This window comes from Parundibacterium terreum, from assembly GCF_014636315.1.
GTDB lineage: Bacteria > Pseudomonadota > Gammaproteobacteria > Burkholderiales > Burkholderiaceae_D > Undibacterium > Undibacterium terreum.
Genome location: NZ_BMED01000002.1, coordinates 1,033,795 through 1,055,294 on the forward strand (window position 1 = coordinate 1,033,795; position 21,500 = coordinate 1,055,294).

Here is a 21,500-nt window from a genome sequence, read left to right on the forward strand (position 1 = left end):
ATTTAAAGACAAGCACATTCTTGCTTGACCCTGTAGCTACTCCAGAGTCTACACTGATTTTCAATCGACGTAGCCCTAGGAATATTCCATGGCAGAACAAGCAAAATGCTGCGGCCACCATGGCCACCAGCAAGCCAAACCGCATGACGAACACAGCCATAGCCATGAAAAACATGGCCGTGGACATGCGCACGAGCACAACCACGATCATGAGCATGGACACAGTCATGATCATCACGGGCATGAGCATGCTCATTCGGCACAAAAAGCTGTCAAAACAGCACCCATCGCCGGTACTCAGCAATTGGCGTTGAAGATCGTCAATATGGATTGTCCGACAGAAGAAGCGCTGATACGGCAATGCCTGACGCCTTTGGCGGGCGTTGCTGCCCTGGACTTTGACCTGCTCAACCGCATACTGACGGTACACCACAGCTTGCAGGACACCTCGTCCATACAGGCAAAATTGGCCGATATAGGCATGCAAGGCGTCGCGTTAAGCACCGGGCAAGACAGCGCCGGGGCTGCAAGCGAACTTGTCGCCGCACGCAAGGCCGCGCGCAAAAAATGGCTGATGATGGGTTTTGCCGGCGCCATGGCCATCGCAGCCGAAATCACTGCCTATGCGACCGGCAAGGAGACCTCTCTGCCGGTTGCTACGCTGGCGCTGATCGCCATCCTGGCGGGCGGCATCCCCACCCTGAAAAAAGCCTGGATCGCACTCCGGCATTTCACGCTGAACATCCACCTGCTGATGGCAGTGGCAGTTATCGGCGCTGCGGCGATAGGCCAATGGCCGGAAGCTGCGGTCGTCATCTGCCTGTTCGGCATTGCAGAATTGATAGAGGCAGCCAGCCTGGAACGCGCGCGCAATGCCATCAGCGGCCTGGCGGCGCAGGCGCCTGATACCGCATTGCTGCAGCAAGCCGATGGTAGTTGGCAAGAAACAGCAACCGCACACGTCAGCCTGGGCCAGTTACTGAGAATACGGCCCGGAGAAAGAATCGCGCTGGATGGCATCGTGGCATCCGGCCAGTCAGATGTAGACCAGGCGGCGATTACTGGAGAAAGTATGCCTGCCACCAAAACAGCAGGAGACAAAGTGTATGCCGGCACCCTGAACCAAGCCGGCGTGCTGGAAATACACGTCACCAGCCTGCAGAATGAAACCACGCTGGCCCGCATTGCGCGCTCGGTGCAGCAGGCGCAAAGCCAGCGCGCGCCTACCCAGCGCTTTGTGGACCAGTTTGCACGCATCTACACGCCTGTCGTATTTGCGATTGCACTGCTGGTCGCGATAGTGCCGCCTTTACTCGGTTCAGGCGTCTGGCACGACTACATCTATATGGCGCTAGTGCTGCTGGTCATCGCCTGCCCGTGCGCACTGGTCATCTCTACGCCGGTAACGATAGTCTGCGGGCTGGCGCTGGCGGCAAAACGCGGCATCCTGGTCAAAGGCGGCCTGTATCTGGAACAAGGCCGCAAGCTGACAGCCATCGCTGTGGACAAGACCGGTACACTCACCGAAGGCAAGCCGGTGCTGACCGATATCGTCAGCCTGTCCGCGCTCAGCGAGCAGCAGGCGCTGTACATTGCCGCCAGCCTGGACGCCTTGTCACAGCACCCGGTAGGCCGCGCGATAGTCGCCGCATACCTTGCCCGTAATAACGATCATGCAAACGGCCTGGCAGACGTCAGCGATTTCATGTCGCTGAGCGGGCGCGGCATCAGGGGCAGCATAGACGGCACACGCTACTATCTGGGCAACCAGAGGCTCTGCAATGAACAGGATTTGACTTTATCCTCCGTCCAAAAATCTGAGCTTGAGCAGGAATTGTCCAGGCTGGAAGCACAGGCCAAGACAGTGGTGGTACTCAGCGACGGCAAGGCCATTCTGGCATTGCTGGCAGTTGCCGATAGCCCCCGGCAAAGCAGCCTCGCCGCAATACGTCAGATGCAGGACATGGGCATACGCCTGACAATGCTGACCGGCGACAACCGGCATACGGCGGCAGCTATTGGCGAGCAGCTAGGCATCAGCGATATACGCGCAGAACTGCTGCCGGACGATAAACTGGCCGCCATGAATGAATTAAGCTCAGCCGCCAATGCGGTGACAGGCATGGTTGGCGACGGCGTCAACGACGCCCCTGCGCTGGCCAGGGCCAGCATCGGCTTTGCGATGGGGGCCGCCGGCACAGATACCGCATTGGAAACTGCCGACGTGGCGCTGATGCAGGACGATTTGCGCAAACTGCCTGAATTCATCCACATCTCCAGGCGCACCGCAGCCATCCTGTGGCAAAACATCGCGCTGGCACTGGGCATCAAGGCGGTATTTTTCATCCTGACGCTCAGCGGCCACTCCAGCCTGTGGATGGCGGTGTTTGCCGATACCGGCACCAGCCTGCTGGTCGTGCTGAACGGCTTGCGCATGCTGAGGCATAAAAAAATCCCCGGCCTCACTGGGTGAGCCGGGGATTTCTTGATTTTTACTGCACCGGTTGCAATTGCAACTACAGGTACAAGGCTGCAAATACTAGACTACGGGTTTCAAGAATCCGTAGATAGATTTTCCTTCTGCAGCACTTCATGCTCCACGCGGCTGGACAGATCGCCGATCTTGCTCATCCAGGCCTTGGAGAAATAGGCTTTCTCTTTTTCTGTCGGTTCGGCAAACCAGATCACCATCAAGATTCCTTTGTGATCATGTATTTTTGACAGCTTGGTAATGCATTCGGTATTGCCATCCACATCAGCCAGGGCGATCGCATAGCCGTACACCCGGTTCAGGCGTTCTATCCTGTCTGGTTCAGTTTCACTGCGGGTTGCTGAAATGCGCGGGTGGTCTAGGTACATCTTGGTCTCCGTGAGGGAATGATTCTTTGAGGCCTGCTGCACAGTTAGGGATAACAGGCATTTCAGCCATTTTATATGAACTTCATTGACTTGAGGAATCAATCACCGGTCTTCGCCCTACCTGGGTCTGCTACGTTTTTCCCATTTGCATTCCTGTGTGCTCAAAACCACATCCTTGTGGTCCACCGTTTCCAGGTACACATCAAAACCCCATAGACGAGCAACATGCTTCAGCATTTCATTGGTTTGCGGGTTCAGCGGGCGGCGCAAGAATTGCTGATGTCTTAAAGTCAATGCCCTATCGCCCTGCATGTCCACCGACCAGACCTGGATATTCGGTTCGCGGTTGCCCAGATTATATTGGCCGGCCAGTTGCTGCCGCAGGTACTGATAGCCGCTCTCGTCATGAATGGCGGAGATGCTCAGCTTGTCCTGGTTATCGTCATCCAGCACAGAGAAAAAATGGAAATCGCGTATCAGCTTGGGCGACAGAAATTGCGCGATAAAGCTCTCATCCTTGAAATTGCGCATCGCAAAATTCAGCGTCTTCAGCCAATCGCCACCGGCAATATCGGGGAACCAGTAGCGGTCTTCGTCGGTAGGATTTTCACAGATGCGGCGGATGTCGCGCATCATTGCAAAACCCAGCGCATACGGATTGATACCGCTGAAATAGCGGCTGGTAACCGGCGGTTGGTACACAACATTGGTATGGCTTTGCAGGAACTCCATCATGAAGCCCTCGCCGACTATGCCTTCATCAAACAACTGATGCAGGATCGTGTAGTGCCAGAAGGTAGCCCAGCCTTCGTTCATTACCTGGGTCTGCCGCTGCGGGTAAAAGTATTGCGATATCTTGCGGGTGATGCGAACGATCTCGCGCTGCCATGGCTCCAGCAGAGGCGAATATTTCTCAATGAAGTACAACAGATTTTCCTGTGGCTCGGGCGGGAAGCGCTGCGCCTCCCTGCTGACGATTGCGTCTTCGCGGCGCGGCAGAGTGCGCCATAGATCATTGATCTGCGATTGCATATACGCTTCACGCTCTTCCTGCCGCTCGCGCTCTTCGGTCAGGGAAAGCTTGGTGGGACGCTTATAGCGATCGACCCCATAATTCTGTAGCGCATGGCAGGAATCCAGCAGCAATTCCACGGCCTCCATGCCATAGCGCTGTTCGCAATCCGCAATATAATTTTTTGCAAACACCATATAGTCGATGATCGCTTCGGCATCGGTCCAGGTGCGGAACAGGTAGTTCCCTTTGAAAAAGGAATTATGCCCATAGGCTGCATGTGCAATCACCAGTGCCTGCATGGTCAGGCTGTTTTCCTCCATCAGGTAAGAGATGCAGGGATTGGAATTAATGACTATCTCATAAGCCAGCCCCATCTGGCCGCGCTTGTAGCTTTTTTCCGTGGATAGGAAATGCTTGCCGAAAGACCAGTGGTTATATGAGATAGGCATGCCCACCGACGCATACGCATCCATCATCTGTTCTGCAGTGATGATTTCCAGCTGGTTGGGATAGGTGTCCAAGCCGAAGTTTTGTGCCACACGGCGGATTTCTTCGTGCGCCTGTTCGATCAGGTCAAAGGTCCATTCGGATTGCTCAGGTAAGCGGCGCGGGTTCTTGAACTTGTCGCTGGGGGTGTTCATGGCTCACCTCACTTCGGCTGTTTCTTAAACAGCTCACGGAACACAGGATAAATATCGGCAGGAGCCTGTATCTTTTGCATCGCAAAATTCGCATGATGATCGAGCACCTGCGTATACTCTTCCCACAAATTCTGCGGATCGCCTTCAGTAATTTCCACATAGGCGTAGTACTGCACCAGCGGCATGATGCTATTGATCAGCAATTGCCGGCATGTGACTGAATCATTGTCCCAGTTGTCGCCATCGGATGCTTGCGCCACATAGGCATTCCAGTCTGCACCGGGATATCTTTCCTTGATGATCTTGGTCAGCAGGTTTAGTGCAGACGAGACTATGGTGCCGCCCGATTCGCGCGAATGGAAAAACTCATTCTCATCCACTTCGGAAGCAGCAGTGTGGTGGCGAATGAACACCACCTCTATCTTGTCATACGCGCGCGTCAGGAACAGGTAGAGCAAGATGAAGAAGCGTTTGGCCGTATCCTTCTTTTGCTCATCCATTGAGCCAGAGACGTCCAGCACGCAAAACATCACCGCCTGGCTGGAAGGTTTGGGTACCTTGATGCGGTTGCTGTAGCGCAGGTCAAACGGATCTATGAAAGGAATCGCCAGCAGGCGGGTACGCAGATGATGGATTTCATGCTTCAGCGCGATCACCTTGGGATCGCTCATATCCGGTGACTGCTCCATCAGCGCCGCCATTTCCAGCTCGGCATCCTTCAGACGCCGCGCAGACTTGCCGCCGACGGCGATGCGCCGCCCCAACGCGCCACGCAGCGAACGCAAGACATGCAGACTGGACGTGGTGCCCGAAGTTTTATAGCCGGCACGCTGGCTCTTGAATTCCGTCGTTGCCGCCAACTGGGTCTTGACCATGTTCGGCAATTCCAGGTCTTCGAAGAAATAATTCATGAATTCTTCGCGGCTGAGCTGGAAAACAAATTCATCTTCACTGATTTCGTCGCTATTGCCAGCCTGCCCTTTGCCGGACCCGCCGCCACCCTTGGGCCGCTGAATCTGATCGCCCTTCAGGTATTCCTGATTGCCGGGCTGCACGGTTTCCCACACGCCGCCGCGAGCATGTCCGAACGTGGGTTCATTGACATCCTTGACGGGTATGGAAATTCTCTCACCGCTCTCTATATCGGTGATGGACCGGCCCTTGACTGCGCGGGCAACAGCTTCTTTGATCTGCCCCTTGTAACGCCGTAGAAAACGTTCCCGGTTAGGAGCGGATTTGTTCTTGCCTTGTACTCGACGATCTATTAGATGCACCAAAACGGTCTCCCTTTTATCGGATACCTGCATAAAGAAGGAGAAGCGAACCTTAATCTCCTCACCACGCAAGTTCCCTAGAAACCGCTGAAAATCTGTCCTGCTGATCTGTTACCGGCACCAGGACACTTTTCCAACAGTCTCGCCAGAATCAGGACGATTTCCTCACACGCAAATACCACTCGCACAAGAGTCTGACCTGTTTCGCGGTATAGCCCTTGGCCACCATGCGCTCGACAAATTCCTGATGCTTGTTGGCGTCGTCCGCGCTGGCTTTGGCATTGAAAGAAATGACCGGCAATAGCTCCTCAGTGTTGGAAAACATCTTTTTCTCTATAACTGTGCGCAGTTTTTCATAGCTGGTCCAGGTCGGATTTTTGCCTGCATTTTGCGCCCTTGCCCGTAATACAAAGTTGACGATCTCATTGCGAAAATCCTTGGGATTGGAAATACCCGCAGGTTTCTCTATCTTCTCAAGCTCATTATTCAAAGCATCGCGATCAAAGCTCTCGCCTGTATCCGGATCGCGGAATTCCTGATCCTGTATCCAGAAATCGGCGAAGGTTACATAGCGGTCAAAAATATTCTGGCCGTATTCCGAATAGCTTTCCAGATAAGCGGTCTGTATCTCCTTGCCGATAAATTCTGCATAGCGCTGGGCCAGGTATTCCTTGATATAGGAAAAATACTTTTGCTCGGTTTCCGGGGCAAACTGTTCGCGCTCTATCTGCTGTTCCAGCACATACAGCAGATGGACGGGATTGGCTGCCACTTCCGTATTGTCGAAGTTGAATACCTTGGACAATATCTTGAAGGCGAAGCGTGTGGACAAGCCATTCATGCCTTCATCCACACCGGCATAGTCGGCATACTCCTGGCGCGATTTGGCCTTGGGATCGGTGTCTTTCAGATTCTCGCCGTCATACACCAGCATCTTGCTATAGATACTGGAATTTTCCGGCTCCTTCAGCCTTGACAAGACCGAGAACTGCGCCATCATTTTTAGTGTACCCGGCGCACATGGGGCCTCTGATAGCGAAGAACCGCGCACCAGTTTTTCGTAAATCTTGACTTCATCCGTCACCCGCAGGCAATACGGAACCTTGACGATATAGATACGATCCAGGAAAGCTTCATTATTTTTATTGTTCTTGAAAGCCTTCCATTCCGATTCGTTCGAGTGCGCCAATATTACGCCATCAAACGGGATAGCACCGAAGCCTTCCGTGCCCTTGAAGTTGCCTTCCTGTGTAGCCGTCAGCAGAGGGTGCAAGACCTTGATCGGGGCCTTGAACATTTCAACGAATTCCATCAGCCCTTGATTGGCGAGGCACAGGCCGCCGGAATAGCTATAAGCATCAGGATCATCCTGTGCATAGTCTTCCAGCTTGCGTATATCCACCTTACCGACCAGCGAAGAAATGTCCTGGTTATTTTCGTCACCTGGTTCAGTTTTGGAAACCGCAATCTGCTTCAATACTGATGGATAACGCCTGACCACGCGGAATTGATTGATGTCGCCATTGAATTCATGCAGGCGCTTGACTGCCCAGGGGCTGGGAATAGTGCGCAGGTAACGGCGCGGAATGCCGAAGTCTTCTTCCAGTATCGTGCCGTCCTCTTCTTCACTGAACAGGCCGAGCGGAGATTCGTTGACCGGGGAACCCTTGATGCAATAGAAGGGGATTTTTTCCATCAGCGACTTCAGCTTTTCCGCGATGGAGGATTTACCGCCGCCGACGGGGCCCAGCAGATAAAGTATCTGCTTGCGTTCTTCCAGCCCCTGGGCTGCGTGGCGGAAATAGGCAACTACTTGCTCGATGACCTCCTCCGTTCCATAGAACTCGCGGAAGGCAGGATAGATCTTGATGATTTTATTGGAGAAGATGCGTGATCGCCGGGGATCGTGGCGAGTGTCGACCATCTCAGGTTCGCCTATCGCTGCCAGCAGCCGTTCTGCTGCAGAGGCAAAAGCGAGCCTGTCTTTCTTGCATAGCTCCAGATACTCTTGCAAGGAATATTCTTCCTCGCGAGTCCTGTCATAACGTGCTGCGTAGTTGTCAAAGATTTTCATACAGATCTCCTTTGTCACCATCTACCACACAAAGACTTACAGGTGCTGATGGAATCACGCCACATTCGCAATCACTCGTTTTTCAAATTTGGAAAACTCATCCAAAATTTTAAAACGAATAGCGCGAATTTTATTGCCTCTATGCACCCTACGACTTCAGTGTAGATGATAACGCAAAAAAAAGTGGCGAAATTCTATAAAAAATTGTTACTACTACTCAACGCAAACAATACTGCTTCTGTTGACACGCACTTTACGGCGTCGCGATTGTGTTCCGCATTACACGACTATCGGAATCTGCTTATTCGCATTTGGCATATGCAAATAAACGCTGCTGCCGTAACAAAAAATCGGAGAGCAAACACGTGCAACATCTTTGCTCGAATCTCAGTTCAAATATCAGCTGAAATCTTAGTTCAAATCTCAGTTTAAATATTTCGCGCTCAGCCAACACCATACACCGATTGCAGGATTTTCACCTGCAAAAAAAATTGTAGCTTCGCCGCTCAATGCTAATCCATTTTCAGGTTTAATTTTTCTGGCCCACTTTTCCTGTTATTCGATAAAGCCCACGTGGCTGCGTTAAAGCTGTATCAAACCAATTTACTCCGGGCTCTTGTTTGTCAAAAAACACCATTACCCAAAAACCCGATTCCGGTTTAGCATGGCTTTACTTTCAGCACCTCATGCAGATACAACAGCAAATACCGGCGTTTCACCGGTTTTGCCACATTCGCCTTTCCATAACGCAAGGAATTTGGTTAAATGCAATTGTCCACGACTACAATCCCTATATAAGATTCCAGGAAGAACATGAAACAATTGCAATTAATAATCTTGTTGGCGACGTCAGCATTGCTGGCAGCATGCGCATCGGTTCCGATGGCAAGTTTCGACAAGGATGCGCAGGCGAAAGCCTTCAATCATCAAAAACTGAAGGCCCAGCTATATATCTACCGTGACGAAAGCTTCGGTGCGATGAGCAAAATGTCGCTGGAACTGGACGGTATAGCCATCGGAGAGACCGCTGCGCATACCTATGCAGTCGTCTCATTGAAGCCAGGTAGCCATACACTGACCTCAAAGTCTTCCGATGACTCCCGCCTGGTATTTAGCGTGAAAGCTGGTCAAAATTACTATATACAGCAGGAAGTCAAACTAGGCTGGCTGGGCGGACGCTCCAAGCTACAACTGGTCGACGAGGTTACTGGCAAAGCCGCTGTAGAAAAATCCAAACTGATACAACTGAGCGGCCTGCCGGCTGACATGGCCATGCCTAGCGAAAGCGAACAAAGTGCGGCAAACCAGGAAGAAGTTGAAAGAATAGCGTTCCGTGCAGGTGTTTCATCAGCAACGGTAGAAAAACTGGCAAAGCAAAATAGCTGCGTGGGCGAGCATGGAGCCGGCTTGCTGACTCCTCCCGGCCCGGTTGAAGTGTATCGGGTCAGCTGCGATCAGGGTGCTCCATTCATGGCGCGCTGCGAACTGCGCCAGTGCAAGGCCATGCGTTAATAGCTAATAGTTAATAGAATATCGATGACAGCATGCGGCCAGGTCGCCGTATGCTGTCATATTTACAAGATCAACTGATATTTTTCGATTACTCCCTCTATGCAACGCTGTCTGGAACTGCGCGACCGCTCATGCGGCGCAAACTGGCTTGCCGCCTGATCCAGCTTTTTGACAGCCTGCACCAGCACCACGGCCTCCTCCCCTTCCAGCTTCACCTTGCACTGCCTGTCAGTAATCTCATCAATAAGCAAGCTCGCCACCTCTTTGTCTGCAATGTCCTCGGGCAAACCAGATTTGGTACACAAGCCATACGTCCCTTTCAGAAATGAAATCCATTCAGCGGCCACATGCTCGTTGAGCCTGTCCACATCAATTTGATCCGTGCTTGCGCAAAACTTGGCAGGCCGCAAGCCTTGTTCAAATAATTGGCCTACCCGTGACACATAGCGCTGATGAAATACTGCATAAGCCTGTTGCGCCAGGGAAGTGGATGTTTCCAGCCCAACCAAGACTATCAACCAGGCCACGTAAGCTTGCGCGTAGAAATCCTGCTGCTGCACTTCTTCGTATTCACCGAAAAACGACTGGCAGCCAACGCGCATGCTGAGGCTATACGATGGCATTGGCATACAGGCTTCATGCTGCAAGGCAAACAATCGCTCCTGACTGACACCGCTTTTTCCCAGCAATTGCCGGGTCGTGTAAAAATTTTCATGCAGATAATCCAGCAAGGAACTCACCTCTGCCCCTCCGCAAACGGGCTATCTGCCGGAGCCTGCTCGCGGCGCTCGTGCATGCCGTAGTCACGCAGAACGCCGGCAACCCGCAAACGATAATCTTCAAATACAGACTCCCGGCCGCGCGCCTGCGCATCCCTATGCAGCTCCAGGTTGCGCCAGCCCTTGACCGACTCTTCATCCTCCCAGAACGACAGCGACAGCATCTTGCCCGGATCGCTGATGCTCTGAAATCTTTCCACGGAAATGAATCCCGGCATCTTTTCCAATGTAGATCTGAGGCTGGCAGCGATACCCAGATAGGTATCCCGCTTATCCGCGAGCGGCCTGACTTCAAATATGACGGCGATCATTTGATATTCCTTTCTCTCTAAACAATGCGAAGCTATTCCCAGGCAATCAGGCGCCATACAGGCGCATTCTTATGTTCGCAGAAGGATGAAACTTTCTGGCCGTCGCCAGCCGCTCAAAATTCAGGTCCATGCTGCATAGCTGGTGGATAGCAGCATGCGCAATGACAGCCGCCAGCGACGGCCCCGGGCAAAGATGGGCGCCATGGCCGAAAGTGAAATAGCGCCGTTGGCTACGCTGCAGCTCAAATAGCTGCGGCTGCGAATTAACCGAAGGATCACGGTTGGCCGCCGCCAGTACCAGTAGTATCGTGTCGCCTGCCTGCAGCACTTGCCCGGCAATCTCGCAATCCTCTGCAACAAAACGGCGAGTATTTTGCACCGAAGGATCATAGCGCAGCACCTCATCGATGCATGCGCGCAATAAATCGGCATCAGCCAAAATTTGCCGACGTAGCGGAGCATCGCCGGCAAGTACATACAAGGTATTGGCAATCAGGCCGGCAGTTGCCTCATATGCTTGCGACATCAGGCCAATGCCGTTGGCGGCGATCACGGTGGGATCTTCGCAGCCAAGCAATGCGGCCTGCCTGCGCAATTGCAACAACAATCCCGGATTTTCACGCTCCTGCATGCCGCTAAAATTTTCCAATAGCTTGGCAGCAGCCAGCTTGCCGCGCTCAAGCTGTTGTTCATTGCAGCCGGGGGCCAGGCATGCAACAAAGTCTTGCATCAGAATAGCTGTTTCCGGCAATTCAGATTGCGGCACGCCCAGCAAGCTGGCCACGACATAGACCGGCATCTGGACTGCAAACCTATCCAGCCAGCCATCGTCCTCTGCATCAAAATGAAGCTCAGCAAGGTGCCGGGACCATATGCTGCCCTGTTGTTCCATATCGGCGAGACTCAGGCTTTGCAGGCTGGCGCTGATCGCCTGCTTGAAAGGGCAATGGCCTGCACCGTCATTCATGCGCACCAGCCGCCGGAAGATATCGCCTGCGGCTGATCCTGCGAGCGCTTTAGGCACAGGCTCGGCAACCGGGCGCACCCTGCAGGCGGGATGAGAGACTATTTCCTGTATAACCACCGAGCGGCTGGCAACCCAAACGCTATTCTTGCTGTCGAGGAATATGCCTGGCCCTTCTGCCAGTCCGGCATAGTAGGGATAAGGGGACGGATGGCTTACCGCGCTGAGTGGGTCGGTAGGGCCGCCCGTATCCGATGGTGACGAAGTTCGAGGAAAAGTTTGAGGCGACATGGGTTGCTGCTCCAGCAAGTTTCTTCAATAAGAGAAACCCATTGTCAGCCATTTGTAGCCGCATGTCTTGCAAGAACAGTTCGTTCAGAAACGAACTGTTCTCAATAAGAATGTGACAGCGTACCTAGCTGGCCGCTTCCGCCAATGACATGGCCAGCGCATTATGCCGCTCCAGCACATTGCCGAGATCTATCGTGGTGAACTGGCCATTGCGCACAACCACACGGCCATTGATGATGCTGTAAGCAACATCAGCGGGCGTGCAAAACACCAATGCAGCAACCGGATCGTGCCAACTGCCGGCAAAGCCCAGCTTGCTGACATCAAACAATGCGAGGTCGGCCGACATGCCCGGCTTTAAGGCGCCGATATCGTCGCGGTTCAATACCTTGGCTCCGCCCAGTGTCGCTATTTCCAGCGCCTGTCTGGCCGTCATTGCATCGGGACCGAATCCCACCCGCTGCAACAGCATTGCCTGCCGCACTTCACCTAGCATATGCGCACCATCGTTGGAGGCGGAACCATCCACACCCAGACCGACAGGCACACCCGCATCCAGCATCTTGCGGATAGGAGCAATGCCGGAAGCTAGCCGCATATTGGAACAAGGGCAATGCGCAATACCGGTGCCGGTGCGTGCAAACAGATAGATGCCTTCGTCGTCCAATTGCACGCAGTGTGCATGCCAGGAGTCCGGCCCAACCCAGCCGCAGTCTTCCGCATAATGGGCCGGCGTCATATTGAACTTCTCGCGGCTATAGGCGATATCGTTCGCATTCTCCGCCAGGTGCGTATGCAAGGACACGCCGTAGCTGCGCGCAAGGGTCGCGGATTCCTTCATCAGATCACGCGACACCGAAAAGGGCGAGCAAGGCGCGACGACGACTCTCTGCATCGCGTGGCGGCCCGCATCATGATACGTTTCTATCAGTCTCTGCGTGTCCTTCAGGATTGCGCTTTCCTCTTCTACCACGCTATCCGGCGGCAAACCTCCTTTGGATTGCCCCACGCTCATGGAGCCGCGCGCAGCGTGAAAGCGCATGCCTATCTGCTGTGCCGCCTCTATGCTATGGTCCAGCTTGCAGCCATTGGGATAGATATACAGATGGTCGCTGCTGGTAGTACAGCCGGACATGATCAGCTCCGCCATCGCTGTCATCGTGGATACCTGCACCATCTCGGGCGTCAGGTTGGCCCAGATCGGATACAGATTGGTCAGCCAGTTGAACAGTTCGCCGTCCTGTGCAGCCGGAATCACTCGCGTCAGGCTTTGGTACATATGGTGATGGGTGTTCACCAAGCCCGGTATCACCACATGATTGTGCGCATCGATGACATCATCTGCCGTCTGTGGCAAGTCGGTGCTGGCGCCGACTTGCTCTATGACATTACCGCGAATGAACACAGCGCCGTCGGCGATCTCGCGGCGTGCATCATCCATCGTGACGACGACACGGGCATTTTTTATCAGTAAGGTTTTAGACATTCTAGAACTCATTTCATCAATAGGAGCGAGTGCGAACGAGTCCATTTGGGATGCAGTGCGAGGCGTGTCGCGACGCAAAGACTGGCTGTCTTTGCTAGCGGCGCAACGCTGCAATGTGCCCAAATGGGCCGTTCCCGAAGGGTTTGGCTTAAAAGCGGCGCTGGACTGCGTTGCACTCGTTGTCAATAGCTCGCTATTGACGCCTCGCACGCCTTGCCAGCGCCGCTTTTAAGACAAACGCATCTCACTCCTATTGATGAAATGAGTTCTAGTACTTTAGTTTAATGATCGGAACTTTGCGCCGAGGCCAGCGCATAGGCACGCACATCAACGCTCTCGCCCTGTCCATTGAAAAAGAGGTTCAGCAATACCGCCATTGCCGAGGCCAGCAGGATACCGCTATGCAGGATGGTGGACATATAAGGCGGCATTTGTGCAAAGAAATTCGGTGCCACGATAGGTATCATGCCGGCGCCTATGCTGACCGCGACGATAAACAGATTATTACGGTTACGCTGAAAATCCACCCCGGACAAGATCTTGATGCCGGTCGCCGCCACCATGCCGAACATCACGATGCCGGCGCCGCCCAGCACGAATTGCGGTATCGATGCTGCCACATGCGCCATCTTCGGAAACAGGCCGAAGGCAATCAGGATGCAGCCGGCTGCGACGCAGACAAAACGGCTGCGCACGCCGGTCACACCTACCAGGCCAACGTTCTGCGAAAACGACGTATAAGGGAAAGTGTTGAAGATACCGCCTATCACGGTGCCAAGCCCATCCACCCGCAGGCCGCGCGCCAGAGTCTCATTATCCACCTTCTTGCCGACGATATCGCCCAGCGCGATAAACATGCCGGTGGACTCTATCATCGTCACGATCATCACCAGGCACATGCTGACAATGGCGCCCAGGTCAAACTGCGGCCAGCCATAGTGGAAAGGCTGAATCATCGCAAACCAGTCTGCGTTCTCCAGACCGGCAAAACTGATCTTGCCCATGGCCAGTGCAATGATGAAACCGATCACCATCCCCATCAGCACCGAAATATTGGCGATAAACCCTTTCATATACTTGGTAATGAGCAAAATGGAAATCAGCACGACCAGCGCAATGCCGAGGTTGACCGGTGAGCCGTACTCAGGATTGGGTATCTTGGTAAATACGCCATTGACCACGGTACCGATCACCGGCTGTCCGCCAGCGGCCCAGTTGATGCCTACCCCCATCAGTGATACCCCGATCACGGTAATCACAGTACCGGTCACCACCGGCGGGAAAAAACGCATCAGCTTGCTCATGAAAGGCGCGGCGATGATGCAGAACACACCGCCGGCGATCACGGCACCATAAATGTGCAGTATGCCCAGCGATGGATTGCCCGCCATCGCCACCATAGGGCCTACCGCTGCAAAAGTAACGCCCATCATCACCGGCATCTTGATGCCGAATTTCCATATGCCCAGGCTCTGGATCACGGTGACCAGGCCGCAGCAAAACAGGTCGGCGCTGATTAGGAAGGCAATCGCATATTTCGGCAAATTCAACGCTCCGCCTATGATCAGCGGTACCGCAATTGCACCGGCATACATCACCAGCACATGTTGCAGGCCCAGCGCAGTCAGTTTCATTACCGGTAACTGTTCATCTACCGGGTGTACGGCATCCCTCGTGGTTTCCATCTTGTCTCCTGGAGTTCGGATAATGCATTGTTGTGTTTATATTAGAACTCATTTCATCAATAGGCGGGAGATGCGTTTGCCCTACGCCGGGCGCCCTTAAAAGTGGCGCTGGCAAGGCGTGCGAGGCGTCAATAGCGGGGCTATTGACGGGGCCGCCGAGGTAACGAGTGCAACGCAGTCCAGCGCCACTTTTAAAGCAAACCCTTCGGGAACGACCCATTTGGGCGCATTGCAGCGTTGTGCGGGGACGCCGAGTTCGCTAGCAAAGACGGCCAGTCTTTGCGTCGCGACACGCCTTGCACTGCATCCCAAATGGACTCGTTCGCACTCCCGCCTATTGATGAAATGAGTTCTAGTACAAGTCATTGTGCTTGCTGGTGACCGATACTATATGAAGCGGGAATCAGAGATATATCAAATAGGCGATAACTGATTTTGCTATTTGCATATATCAATTACCCGTGGAAGCAAAATCAGTGCCGCATCCGCGGTACGTCAGGATTGACACCGCAAACTCACGCATTCGGTTTAGTGTCAGGTCACGCGTGACATAATTTAAACCAGCGAAGCCTTGGCTGCCGCAGTCACCTGCGCCCTGAGCCATTTATGCTCAGTCGCCTGATGCATGCGCTCATGCCACAACTGATAAAAGCGCAACGGAGGAAACTTGATAGGCACGTCGAAGGTTTTCAGCGGCAGGGATTTTTCATAGAACTGCGCAAATTGTCGGCCGGTGGTCAGCACCAGATCGGTGTGTGCAACCATGTATGGCAACATGCGAAACGAAGACGATTCGACCACTACGTTGCGGTGCAGGTCATGCTTGTCCAGGTAGGAGTCTATTGTTCCATGGTAGCCAGGCAATACCTTCCATGGAGCAACGTGGGGCAGGCTCAGATAATCTTCCACTGATATCTGCCCATCTGCAGTTCTTTTGGCAAAAGCGCTATTGGCCCGCATCATGCAAACGATGGGATCATCGAATAGCTTGGTCAGATGCAAATGTGCGGGAGGTTCATCCCAGTTGGCGATCACCAGATCCAGCTCGCCCTCGGCCAGCAAGCGCACATAGTCCATGTCCTCACCCAGGGCATGGATCACCAGACGGCTCTTGGGAGACTCGCGTCGCATCCGACTCACCAGCTCGACGAAGAAAGGCGTGCTCATATAGTCGGGTGCCGCTACATGGAATGTGCGCGCCTCTTGCTGCGGCATGAAGTTGGTCTTCTGTGCAAACAGGCGTTCCGTTTCATCCAGTATCCGCTTGGCCGGCTTCAGCAGGCTCTCTCCATGCTCGGTAGGCAGCATGCCCCTGGCGCCACGCACCATCAAGGGATCTCCGGTCAGCTCGCGCAGTTTGCGCAGCGATGCCGAGATTGAGGACTGCGGCTGGTTCAGCTTCAGCGCTACCCGCGATACATTCTTTTCGCATAACAGCAAATACAATATGCGTATTAAATGAATGTCCAGGTGGTCTGGCAATTTCGATGTCATTTGGTCTCCGGGTAGCTGCGCATGCCTGGCCGCGTTTTTTTATTTATATATGTAAGCTCAGATAGCAAATATACCCGATCTGCTATATGCACCGGCAATAATCCAGCATGGATGTAAAGGTAGAAGAAAGCGTACAAACTAGAGCAAGCTGTGAAAAAATAGAGGCTGCAACAATTGACGCACATCATTTATACAAGGAAAGCGGGATGGTAAAAATAAGGAATGCGCATTTGGCAGATGCCGATGTACTGGTGGATTTGCTGGCGCAACTCGGTTATTCGGCGCAAGGATATATCAAGGAAAAGATCGCCACTTTGCTGCGCCATCCCGACGCAGCCTTGCTGGTGGCGGAGCAAGATCAACAGGTGCTTGGGTTTATTTCGCTGCACTTCATCCCGCAAATCGCGCTGGAAGGCGATTTTTGCAGGATCAGTTATTTTTGCGTTGACGACAAACAGACCAGCCAGGGTGTAGGAAAATTACTGATTGAGCACGCAGAGCAAATGGCAAGCGAGCATGGCTGCGACAGGATGGAAGTGCATTCAGGAAGCCGCAGGCTAAGGGCGCATCAATTCTATACCCGGCAAGAGTATGAAGAATCCCCAAAATACTTCATCAAGATGGTAGCCCGGCTCACCTGAGTAACAGGGTATTGATATCCGGCACTTCCAGCGGACGGTAGTACAGGAATCCCTGGAAGAATTCGCAGCCTATCGCCTTCAGGAAATGCTCCTGGCCCAGGTTCTCCACGCCCTCGGCAACCGTCGTGCAGGACAGGATGCGGGCCAGTGATACGATGGCCTTGATGATCAGTTCGCTCTTCTTGTTGAAGCCTATCTGGGATACGAAAGAGCGGTCTATCTTGATGCTGCGCGCAGGGAAATGGCTGAGCTTGGACAGCGATGAATAGCCGGTGCCGAAATCGTCGATCGCGATATGGAAACCGCGTATCTTCAATTCGTCCAGGTGGCGGATCGCCAGTGCCTCATTGCCGATCAGGCCGGTTTCAGTAATCTCAAATTCCAGATATTCCGACGTGATATTGTGCGCGGCACAGCTGGACTCTATCAGTTGCAGTAAATCATGGCGGGCAATATCCACCGCTGAAAGATTGATCGCAACCGGCGGGCAGCTACCGTATTTATCCAGCCATATCCGCACCTGCTTGCAGGCTGCATCGACGACGAAGTTGGTGATATCGCGTATAGAACCGGCGCTCTCGGCTATCTGGATGAACTCGCCCGGCGTGACCGCACCCAGTGTAGGAGATTGCCAGCGTATCAGTGCTTCCAGCCCGGCAATGCTGCCATCGTGGGTCACCTTGGGCTGATACACCAGGCGGAATTCGCGATTCTTCAATGCGGAAACGATGCCGACTTCCACCTCCACACTGCGGCGTATCTGCAGCGCATCGCCTTCGTCAAACAGGGCAATGCCGTTACCGCCGGCGCGCCTGGCGCTGTCCAGTGCGACTTCGCTGCGGCGTATCAGGTCATCCGATTCCAGGTCGCCCTTGCGCGCCAGCGCAATGCCGGCAGATAACTGCACCATCAGCCTGGCGCCATCGATATCCATTTCTTTCGACAGGCTGTCGCGGATGTTCTCCACTCCGCGCAGCGTTTCGGCAGGATCATCGACCTGGTCGATCACGAAAGAAAACACAATGCTGCGCAGGCGGGCGGAAAAACAATGCGAAGGCAAAATCGCCGTTAAGTCTTCCGCGAAGCGGCGTATCATCACATCGCCCGCATGGGCACCGAATTTTTCATTCGCATGGCGTATGCTGTTGACCCGGAAAGACACCAGCGCAATCAGTTTGCCGTCGTCAGGCCGGCCCAGTACATCCGCCAGAAAATGGCGCAGCATGTCGCGATTCGGCAAGCTGGTCAGGCGGTCGTGGCTATTCAGGAAATTTTCCCTTTCCTGGCTGCGCTGCAAGGCATCATGCATAGAGTGCAGGCCGGACACATCGCGCAAGGCGACGATGTAGTGATCCTTGGATGTCGCTGAAATATTTTCCAGCGCTACCATCTTGCCGTCGCGCGTGCGGTAAGCCGTGGTAGGCAAATTGGACACGTCATCCATCACATGCTGCTTGAAGCGTATGCTGCCATCCAGCGCTATCCAGTCAAACAGGGAACTTCCATCGCCGCACTGGTCTTCGGCCCGCCCCAGCAAGGCATTCGCCAGGTGATTCGCCTGCAATATGCGGGAGTCTGCATCGCATAGCAGGATGGGGCTGCCCGCATTCTGAAAAATTTCCTGGTATTGCTCGTGGCTGGTCTCCAGCTCAGCGCTGGTCTGGCGATGGCGCAGCGCAGACGCATCCAGCGCGTGCAGCGCGCGAAACACGGCCAGCGGCAAGCATATATTAAAGAATAGAAATAGCAGGGACTGGATGTAGGAGTGTGTTCCCGGCAAAGTCAGGTGCATGGCAGGGAACACAAAAAGGGGCTGGTTGCGCAACAACACAAAGAATGGAATCACATTAAAAGTCATCAGCATCAGCGCCAGCCGGGTGCCGAAGAACAGTCTGGCAATGATGGGCGTGGTGTAGATGAACAGATAACCCAGCTTGGATATTTCAAACTGGTGAACAAAGCAGATGATGGAAAACGCTGCAGCATAGACGGTAACAATCAGTATTGATGCGCTCAGATACAAGCGCCGCTGCGAGTAATACAGGCCGGTTGCCAGCAAAGTATAGAAAGCGCCGACTATCCACAGCACATGGTAAGCGCCGACCGCGAGCGCATCCAGAGAGCTATGTATCGCAACGATGGCTTCCAGTACGAAGCCGGACACCAGAATAATGCGCAAGGCGCTTGCTCTCCAAATGGAGTGCTCAGCAGGACTTAACCCGCCTTCGTTAAGAGAAAGCCAGCGAAACATTGCACATTTTTGAGAAAAGCGTAGTGGGTACTACAATAAGTTTCTTCGTGGAAATAACATTTTCGCATGAAACTGTAGTTATGCTACACAAATTGATGGTTTGTGGAAATATTTCGACATTTTTCTGTAATAAATAAACAATTCTTGTGCTTAAAACATCGGTAAATAAACATCAAATACCTAAATTAGTGCGTAATCGCTCCAACACCAACAAATCCAAGCCCAACTGAAGCTGTTTTTCGTAGTTTCCCCGCCTTTACCCGCCTTGGCCCGGAGCTGCCAGATCTTGCGATTTTCCTCTTGAGCGCAGGCCACTTCCCCTCTCCATCGCATAACTGTTATTCCCCCCGCCTTTCTTCTCGCAGAACGGGCCTAGCCCCACACTAGGTCCACGGTCGATCGACAGCTTCTTACCTGCAGTGAAGTAAGAGGCTGCATCGATTGATGGCCGCAGACCTTAAATACGTTTTACATACTTTTATGCAATCCTCAATCTCAACAGGAGCAATACCATGAGCAATCTTCAAGGAAAAGTCGCAGTCATTACCGGCGGCACATCGGGCATGGGCCTCGCAACAGCCAAGCGCTTCGTCAAGGAAGGCGCTTTCGTCTTCATCATGGGGCGCCGCCAGGCAGAACTTGATGCTGCAGTCAAAGCCATAGGCAGCAATGTAATCGGCGTGCAGGGCGATATTGCCAATCTGGCCGATCTGGACCGCTTGTATGCAAGCGTCAAGGCGCACAAGGGCCATCTGGACATCGTCTTCGCCAATGCCGGTCTGGGAGAGTTCGCGCCGATAGGCGCTATCACTGAAGAGCATTTCGACAAGACCTTCAATGCGAATGTACGCGGCACCGTCTTCACGGTGCAGAAAGCGCTGCCGCTATTGAAAGACGGCGGCTCCGTGATCCTGACCGGCTCCATCGCCAGCGTGAAAGGCATTCCATCTTTTGGCGTATATAGCGCCACCAAGGCAGCACTCAGATCCTTTGCCCGCACCTGGACCAATGATCTGAAAGACCGCCGCATCCGCACCAATGTCATCAGCCCTGGCACGATAGACACCCCTATCCTCGATCCGCTGCCCAAGGAAGCTATCGCTGGCATCTTGTCCGGCGTGCCTATGGCCCGCATGGGTACATCAGATGAAATCGCAAACAGTGCAGTCTTCCTGGCTTCGGACGACTCCAGCTTCATCTCGGGCATAGAGCTGTTCGTCGATGGCGGTGCAGCGCAAGTGTAATTCCGACCCTTGCACAGGCCGGAACTGGAACAAATGCTGGCCGCGCTAGCCTGACAATAGAAAATCAGGCTAGCGCGGCAGCATAGTTTTCCATCGTCGCCTGCACAAAGCTGGTAAAAGCGCGGGCCTTGGCATTGGCCATGCGGCCGGACGGATACACTGCCCACAGGTCTATGCTCGGTAAGTCCCAGTCGCTCAAGACCCGCACTACTTCTCCGCTGGCCAGCTCAGGCGAAAACATCCAGTCGGTGGCAATTGCCACGCCCATGCCTGCAAGCACTGCTGCGCGCACTCCTTCCGCGGCATTCACCCGTATCCTGCCCTCCGTCACATCAATGCTCACTTCTTTGCCCTCGCGCCTGAATGTGCTCGCAGTCGCCATCGCACCGCGGTCATACACGACAAACTGATGCTGCCTCAAGTCTTCAGGTGTTTGCGGGACACCCGCCGTCGCAAAGTAGGCAGGTGTGCCGACCAGGACGCGCTTGCCTTCGCCAATCTTGCGCGCCGTCATCGTGGAATCGTTCAGGCTGCCCATCCTTAACGCCACGTCTATCCCTTCTTCCAGCAGATCAATCTGACGGTCGTCCAGCACCACATCGATATTGAGTCCAGGATGCTCTTGCAGAAATTTTTTCAGGTGCGGCAAAATGTGCAGGCGGGCAAAAGTTACTGCGGCACAGATCCTCAGCCTTCCTGAAAGGCTGGCGGAGGCGCCGCGTGCAGCGAGCTCGGCTTCTTCCGCCTCGGCTATCGCGCGCCGCGCGCCCTCAAAGAAATTTTGCCCGGCTTCGGTAGGTGTCAGGCCTCGCGTGGAGCGTAAAAGCAGGTGCACTCCAAGATGATCTTCCAATTGTGCAATCGCCTTGGAAACCGCCGGCTGGCCGACACGCAGCCGCCTTGCTGCCGCCGAAAATGAACCGGTCTCCACCACACAGACAAAGGTTTCCATCACTGCCAATCTATCCATAAGCTATTC

16 protein-coding genes are annotated in these 21,500 nt (G+C 53.7%); 4 read left to right on the plus strand and 12 right to left on the minus strand.

Annotation, left to right across the window (positions count from 1 at the left end; all coding sequences use genetic code 11):
• The first annotated feature begins 88 nt into the window (after window positions 1–88).
• Window positions 89–2,473, plus strand: coding sequence for a heavy metal translocating P-type ATPase (locus tag IEW12_RS13660; protein WP_188566554.1), 2,385 nt, complete (start codon window positions 89–91; stop codon window positions 2,471–2,473).
• 80 nt (window positions 2,474–2,553) lie between these two features.
• On the opposite strand, the gene IEW12_RS13665 is transcribed toward IEW12_RS13660, so the two are convergent.
• From IEW12_RS13665 to IEW12_RS13680, 4 genes are all read right to left on the minus strand, one after another.
• On the minus strand, window positions 2,554–2,859 hold the full coding sequence (locus tag IEW12_RS13665; protein WP_188566555.1) for a hypothetical protein: 306 nt from the start codon (window positions 2,857–2,859) through the stop codon (window positions 2,554–2,556).
• 117 nt (window positions 2,860–2,976) lie between these two features.
• A complete protein-coding gene (locus IEW12_RS13670) occupies window positions 2,977–4,515 on the minus strand; it encodes a SpoVR family protein (RefSeq protein ID WP_188566556.1) in 1,539 nt (512 codons plus the stop codon).
• Window positions 4,516–4,523: 8 nt separating this feature from the next.
• Window positions 4,524–5,792, minus strand: coding sequence for a YeaH/YhbH family protein (locus tag IEW12_RS13675; RefSeq protein WP_188566557.1), 1,269 nt, complete (start codon window positions 5,790–5,792; stop codon window positions 4,524–4,526).
• Window positions 5,793–5,940: 148 nt separating this feature from the next.
• Window positions 5,941–7,863: a PrkA family serine protein kinase gene (locus IEW12_RS13680; protein WP_188566558.1), complete on the minus strand. Its 1,923-nt coding sequence runs from the start codon at window positions 7,861–7,863 to the stop codon at window positions 5,941–5,943.
• A gap of 813 nt (window positions 7,864–8,676) precedes the next feature.
• Here IEW12_RS13680 and IEW12_RS28855 point away from each other — a divergent pair.
• Window positions 8,677–9,375 (plus strand): DUF2846 domain-containing protein, encoded by a 699-nt coding sequence (locus IEW12_RS28855; protein ID WP_229751102.1) that lies wholly within the window; start codon window positions 8,677–8,679, stop codon window positions 9,373–9,375.
• A gap of 62 nt (window positions 9,376–9,437) precedes the next feature.
• Here the strand turns inward: IEW12_RS28855 and IEW12_RS13690 are convergent, their stop codons facing one another.
• The 6 genes from IEW12_RS13690 to IEW12_RS13715 all read right to left on the minus strand — a co-directional run bounded on the left by IEW12_RS13690 (window position 9,438) and on the right by IEW12_RS13715 (window position 16,385).
• Window positions 9,438–10,115, minus strand: coding sequence for a DUF6058 family natural product biosynthesis protein (locus IEW12_RS13690; protein WP_188566559.1), 678 nt, complete (start codon window positions 10,113–10,115; stop codon window positions 9,438–9,440).
• Window positions 10,112–10,465 carry an antibiotic biosynthesis monooxygenase family protein gene (locus IEW12_RS13695; protein WP_188566560.1) on the minus strand — a complete coding sequence of 118 codons (354 nt, stop codon included), beginning with the start codon at window positions 10,463–10,465 and terminating at the stop codon, window positions 10,112–10,114. The genes IEW12_RS13690 and IEW12_RS13695 overlap by 4 nt, the downstream gene beginning before the upstream one ends.
• Before the next feature lie 46 nt (window positions 10,466–10,511).
• A complete protein-coding gene (locus tag IEW12_RS13700) occupies window positions 10,512–11,720 on the minus strand; it encodes a cytochrome P450 (protein WP_188566561.1) in 1,209 nt (402 codons plus the stop codon).
• A gap of 124 nt (window positions 11,721–11,844) precedes the next feature.
• A complete protein-coding gene (locus IEW12_RS13705) occupies window positions 11,845–13,218 on the minus strand; it encodes an 8-oxoguanine deaminase (RefSeq protein WP_503826892.1) in 1,374 nt (457 codons plus the stop codon).
• A gap of 269 nt (window positions 13,219–13,487) precedes the next feature.
• Entirely contained in the window at window positions 13,488–14,891 is a 1,404-nt protein-coding gene (locus tag IEW12_RS13710) for a nucleobase:cation symporter-2 family protein (RefSeq protein ID WP_188566563.1), read from the minus strand.
• 555 nt (window positions 14,892–15,446) lie between these two features.
• Window positions 15,447–16,385: a LysR family transcriptional regulator gene (locus IEW12_RS13715; RefSeq protein ID WP_188566564.1), complete on the minus strand. Its 939-nt coding sequence runs from the start codon at window positions 16,383–16,385 to the stop codon at window positions 15,447–15,449.
• A 206-nt stretch (window positions 16,386–16,591) separates the two neighbouring features.
• On the opposite strand from IEW12_RS13715, the gene IEW12_RS13720 reads away from it, so the two are divergent.
• Window positions 16,592–17,026, plus strand: coding sequence for a GNAT family N-acetyltransferase (locus IEW12_RS13720; RefSeq protein ID WP_188566565.1), 435 nt, complete (start codon window positions 16,592–16,594; stop codon window positions 17,024–17,026).
• Here the strand turns inward: IEW12_RS13720 and IEW12_RS13725 are convergent.
• Window positions 17,019–19,205, minus strand: a complete 2,187-nt coding sequence (locus IEW12_RS13725) for a putative bifunctional diguanylate cyclase/phosphodiesterase (RefSeq protein WP_188566566.1) — start codon at window positions 19,203–19,205, stop codon at window positions 17,019–17,021. The genes IEW12_RS13720 and IEW12_RS13725 overlap by 8 nt on opposite strands.
• Before the next feature lie 584 nt (window positions 19,206–19,789).
• Between IEW12_RS13725 and IEW12_RS13730 the strand changes: the two genes are divergently transcribed.
• The gene (locus IEW12_RS13730) at window positions 19,790–20,521 is read left to right on the plus strand and encodes an SDR family oxidoreductase (RefSeq protein WP_188566567.1); all 732 of its coding nucleotides are present in this window, start codon (window positions 19,790–19,792) and stop codon (window positions 20,519–20,521) included.
• A 64-nt stretch (window positions 20,522–20,585) separates the two neighbouring features.
• Here the strand turns inward: IEW12_RS13730 and IEW12_RS13735 are convergent, their stop codons facing one another.
• Window positions 20,586–21,491 (minus strand): LysR family transcriptional regulator, encoded by a 906-nt coding sequence (locus IEW12_RS13735; protein ID WP_188566568.1) that lies wholly within the window; start codon window positions 21,489–21,491, stop codon window positions 20,586–20,588.
• Window positions 21,492–21,500 lie beyond the last annotated feature (9 nt).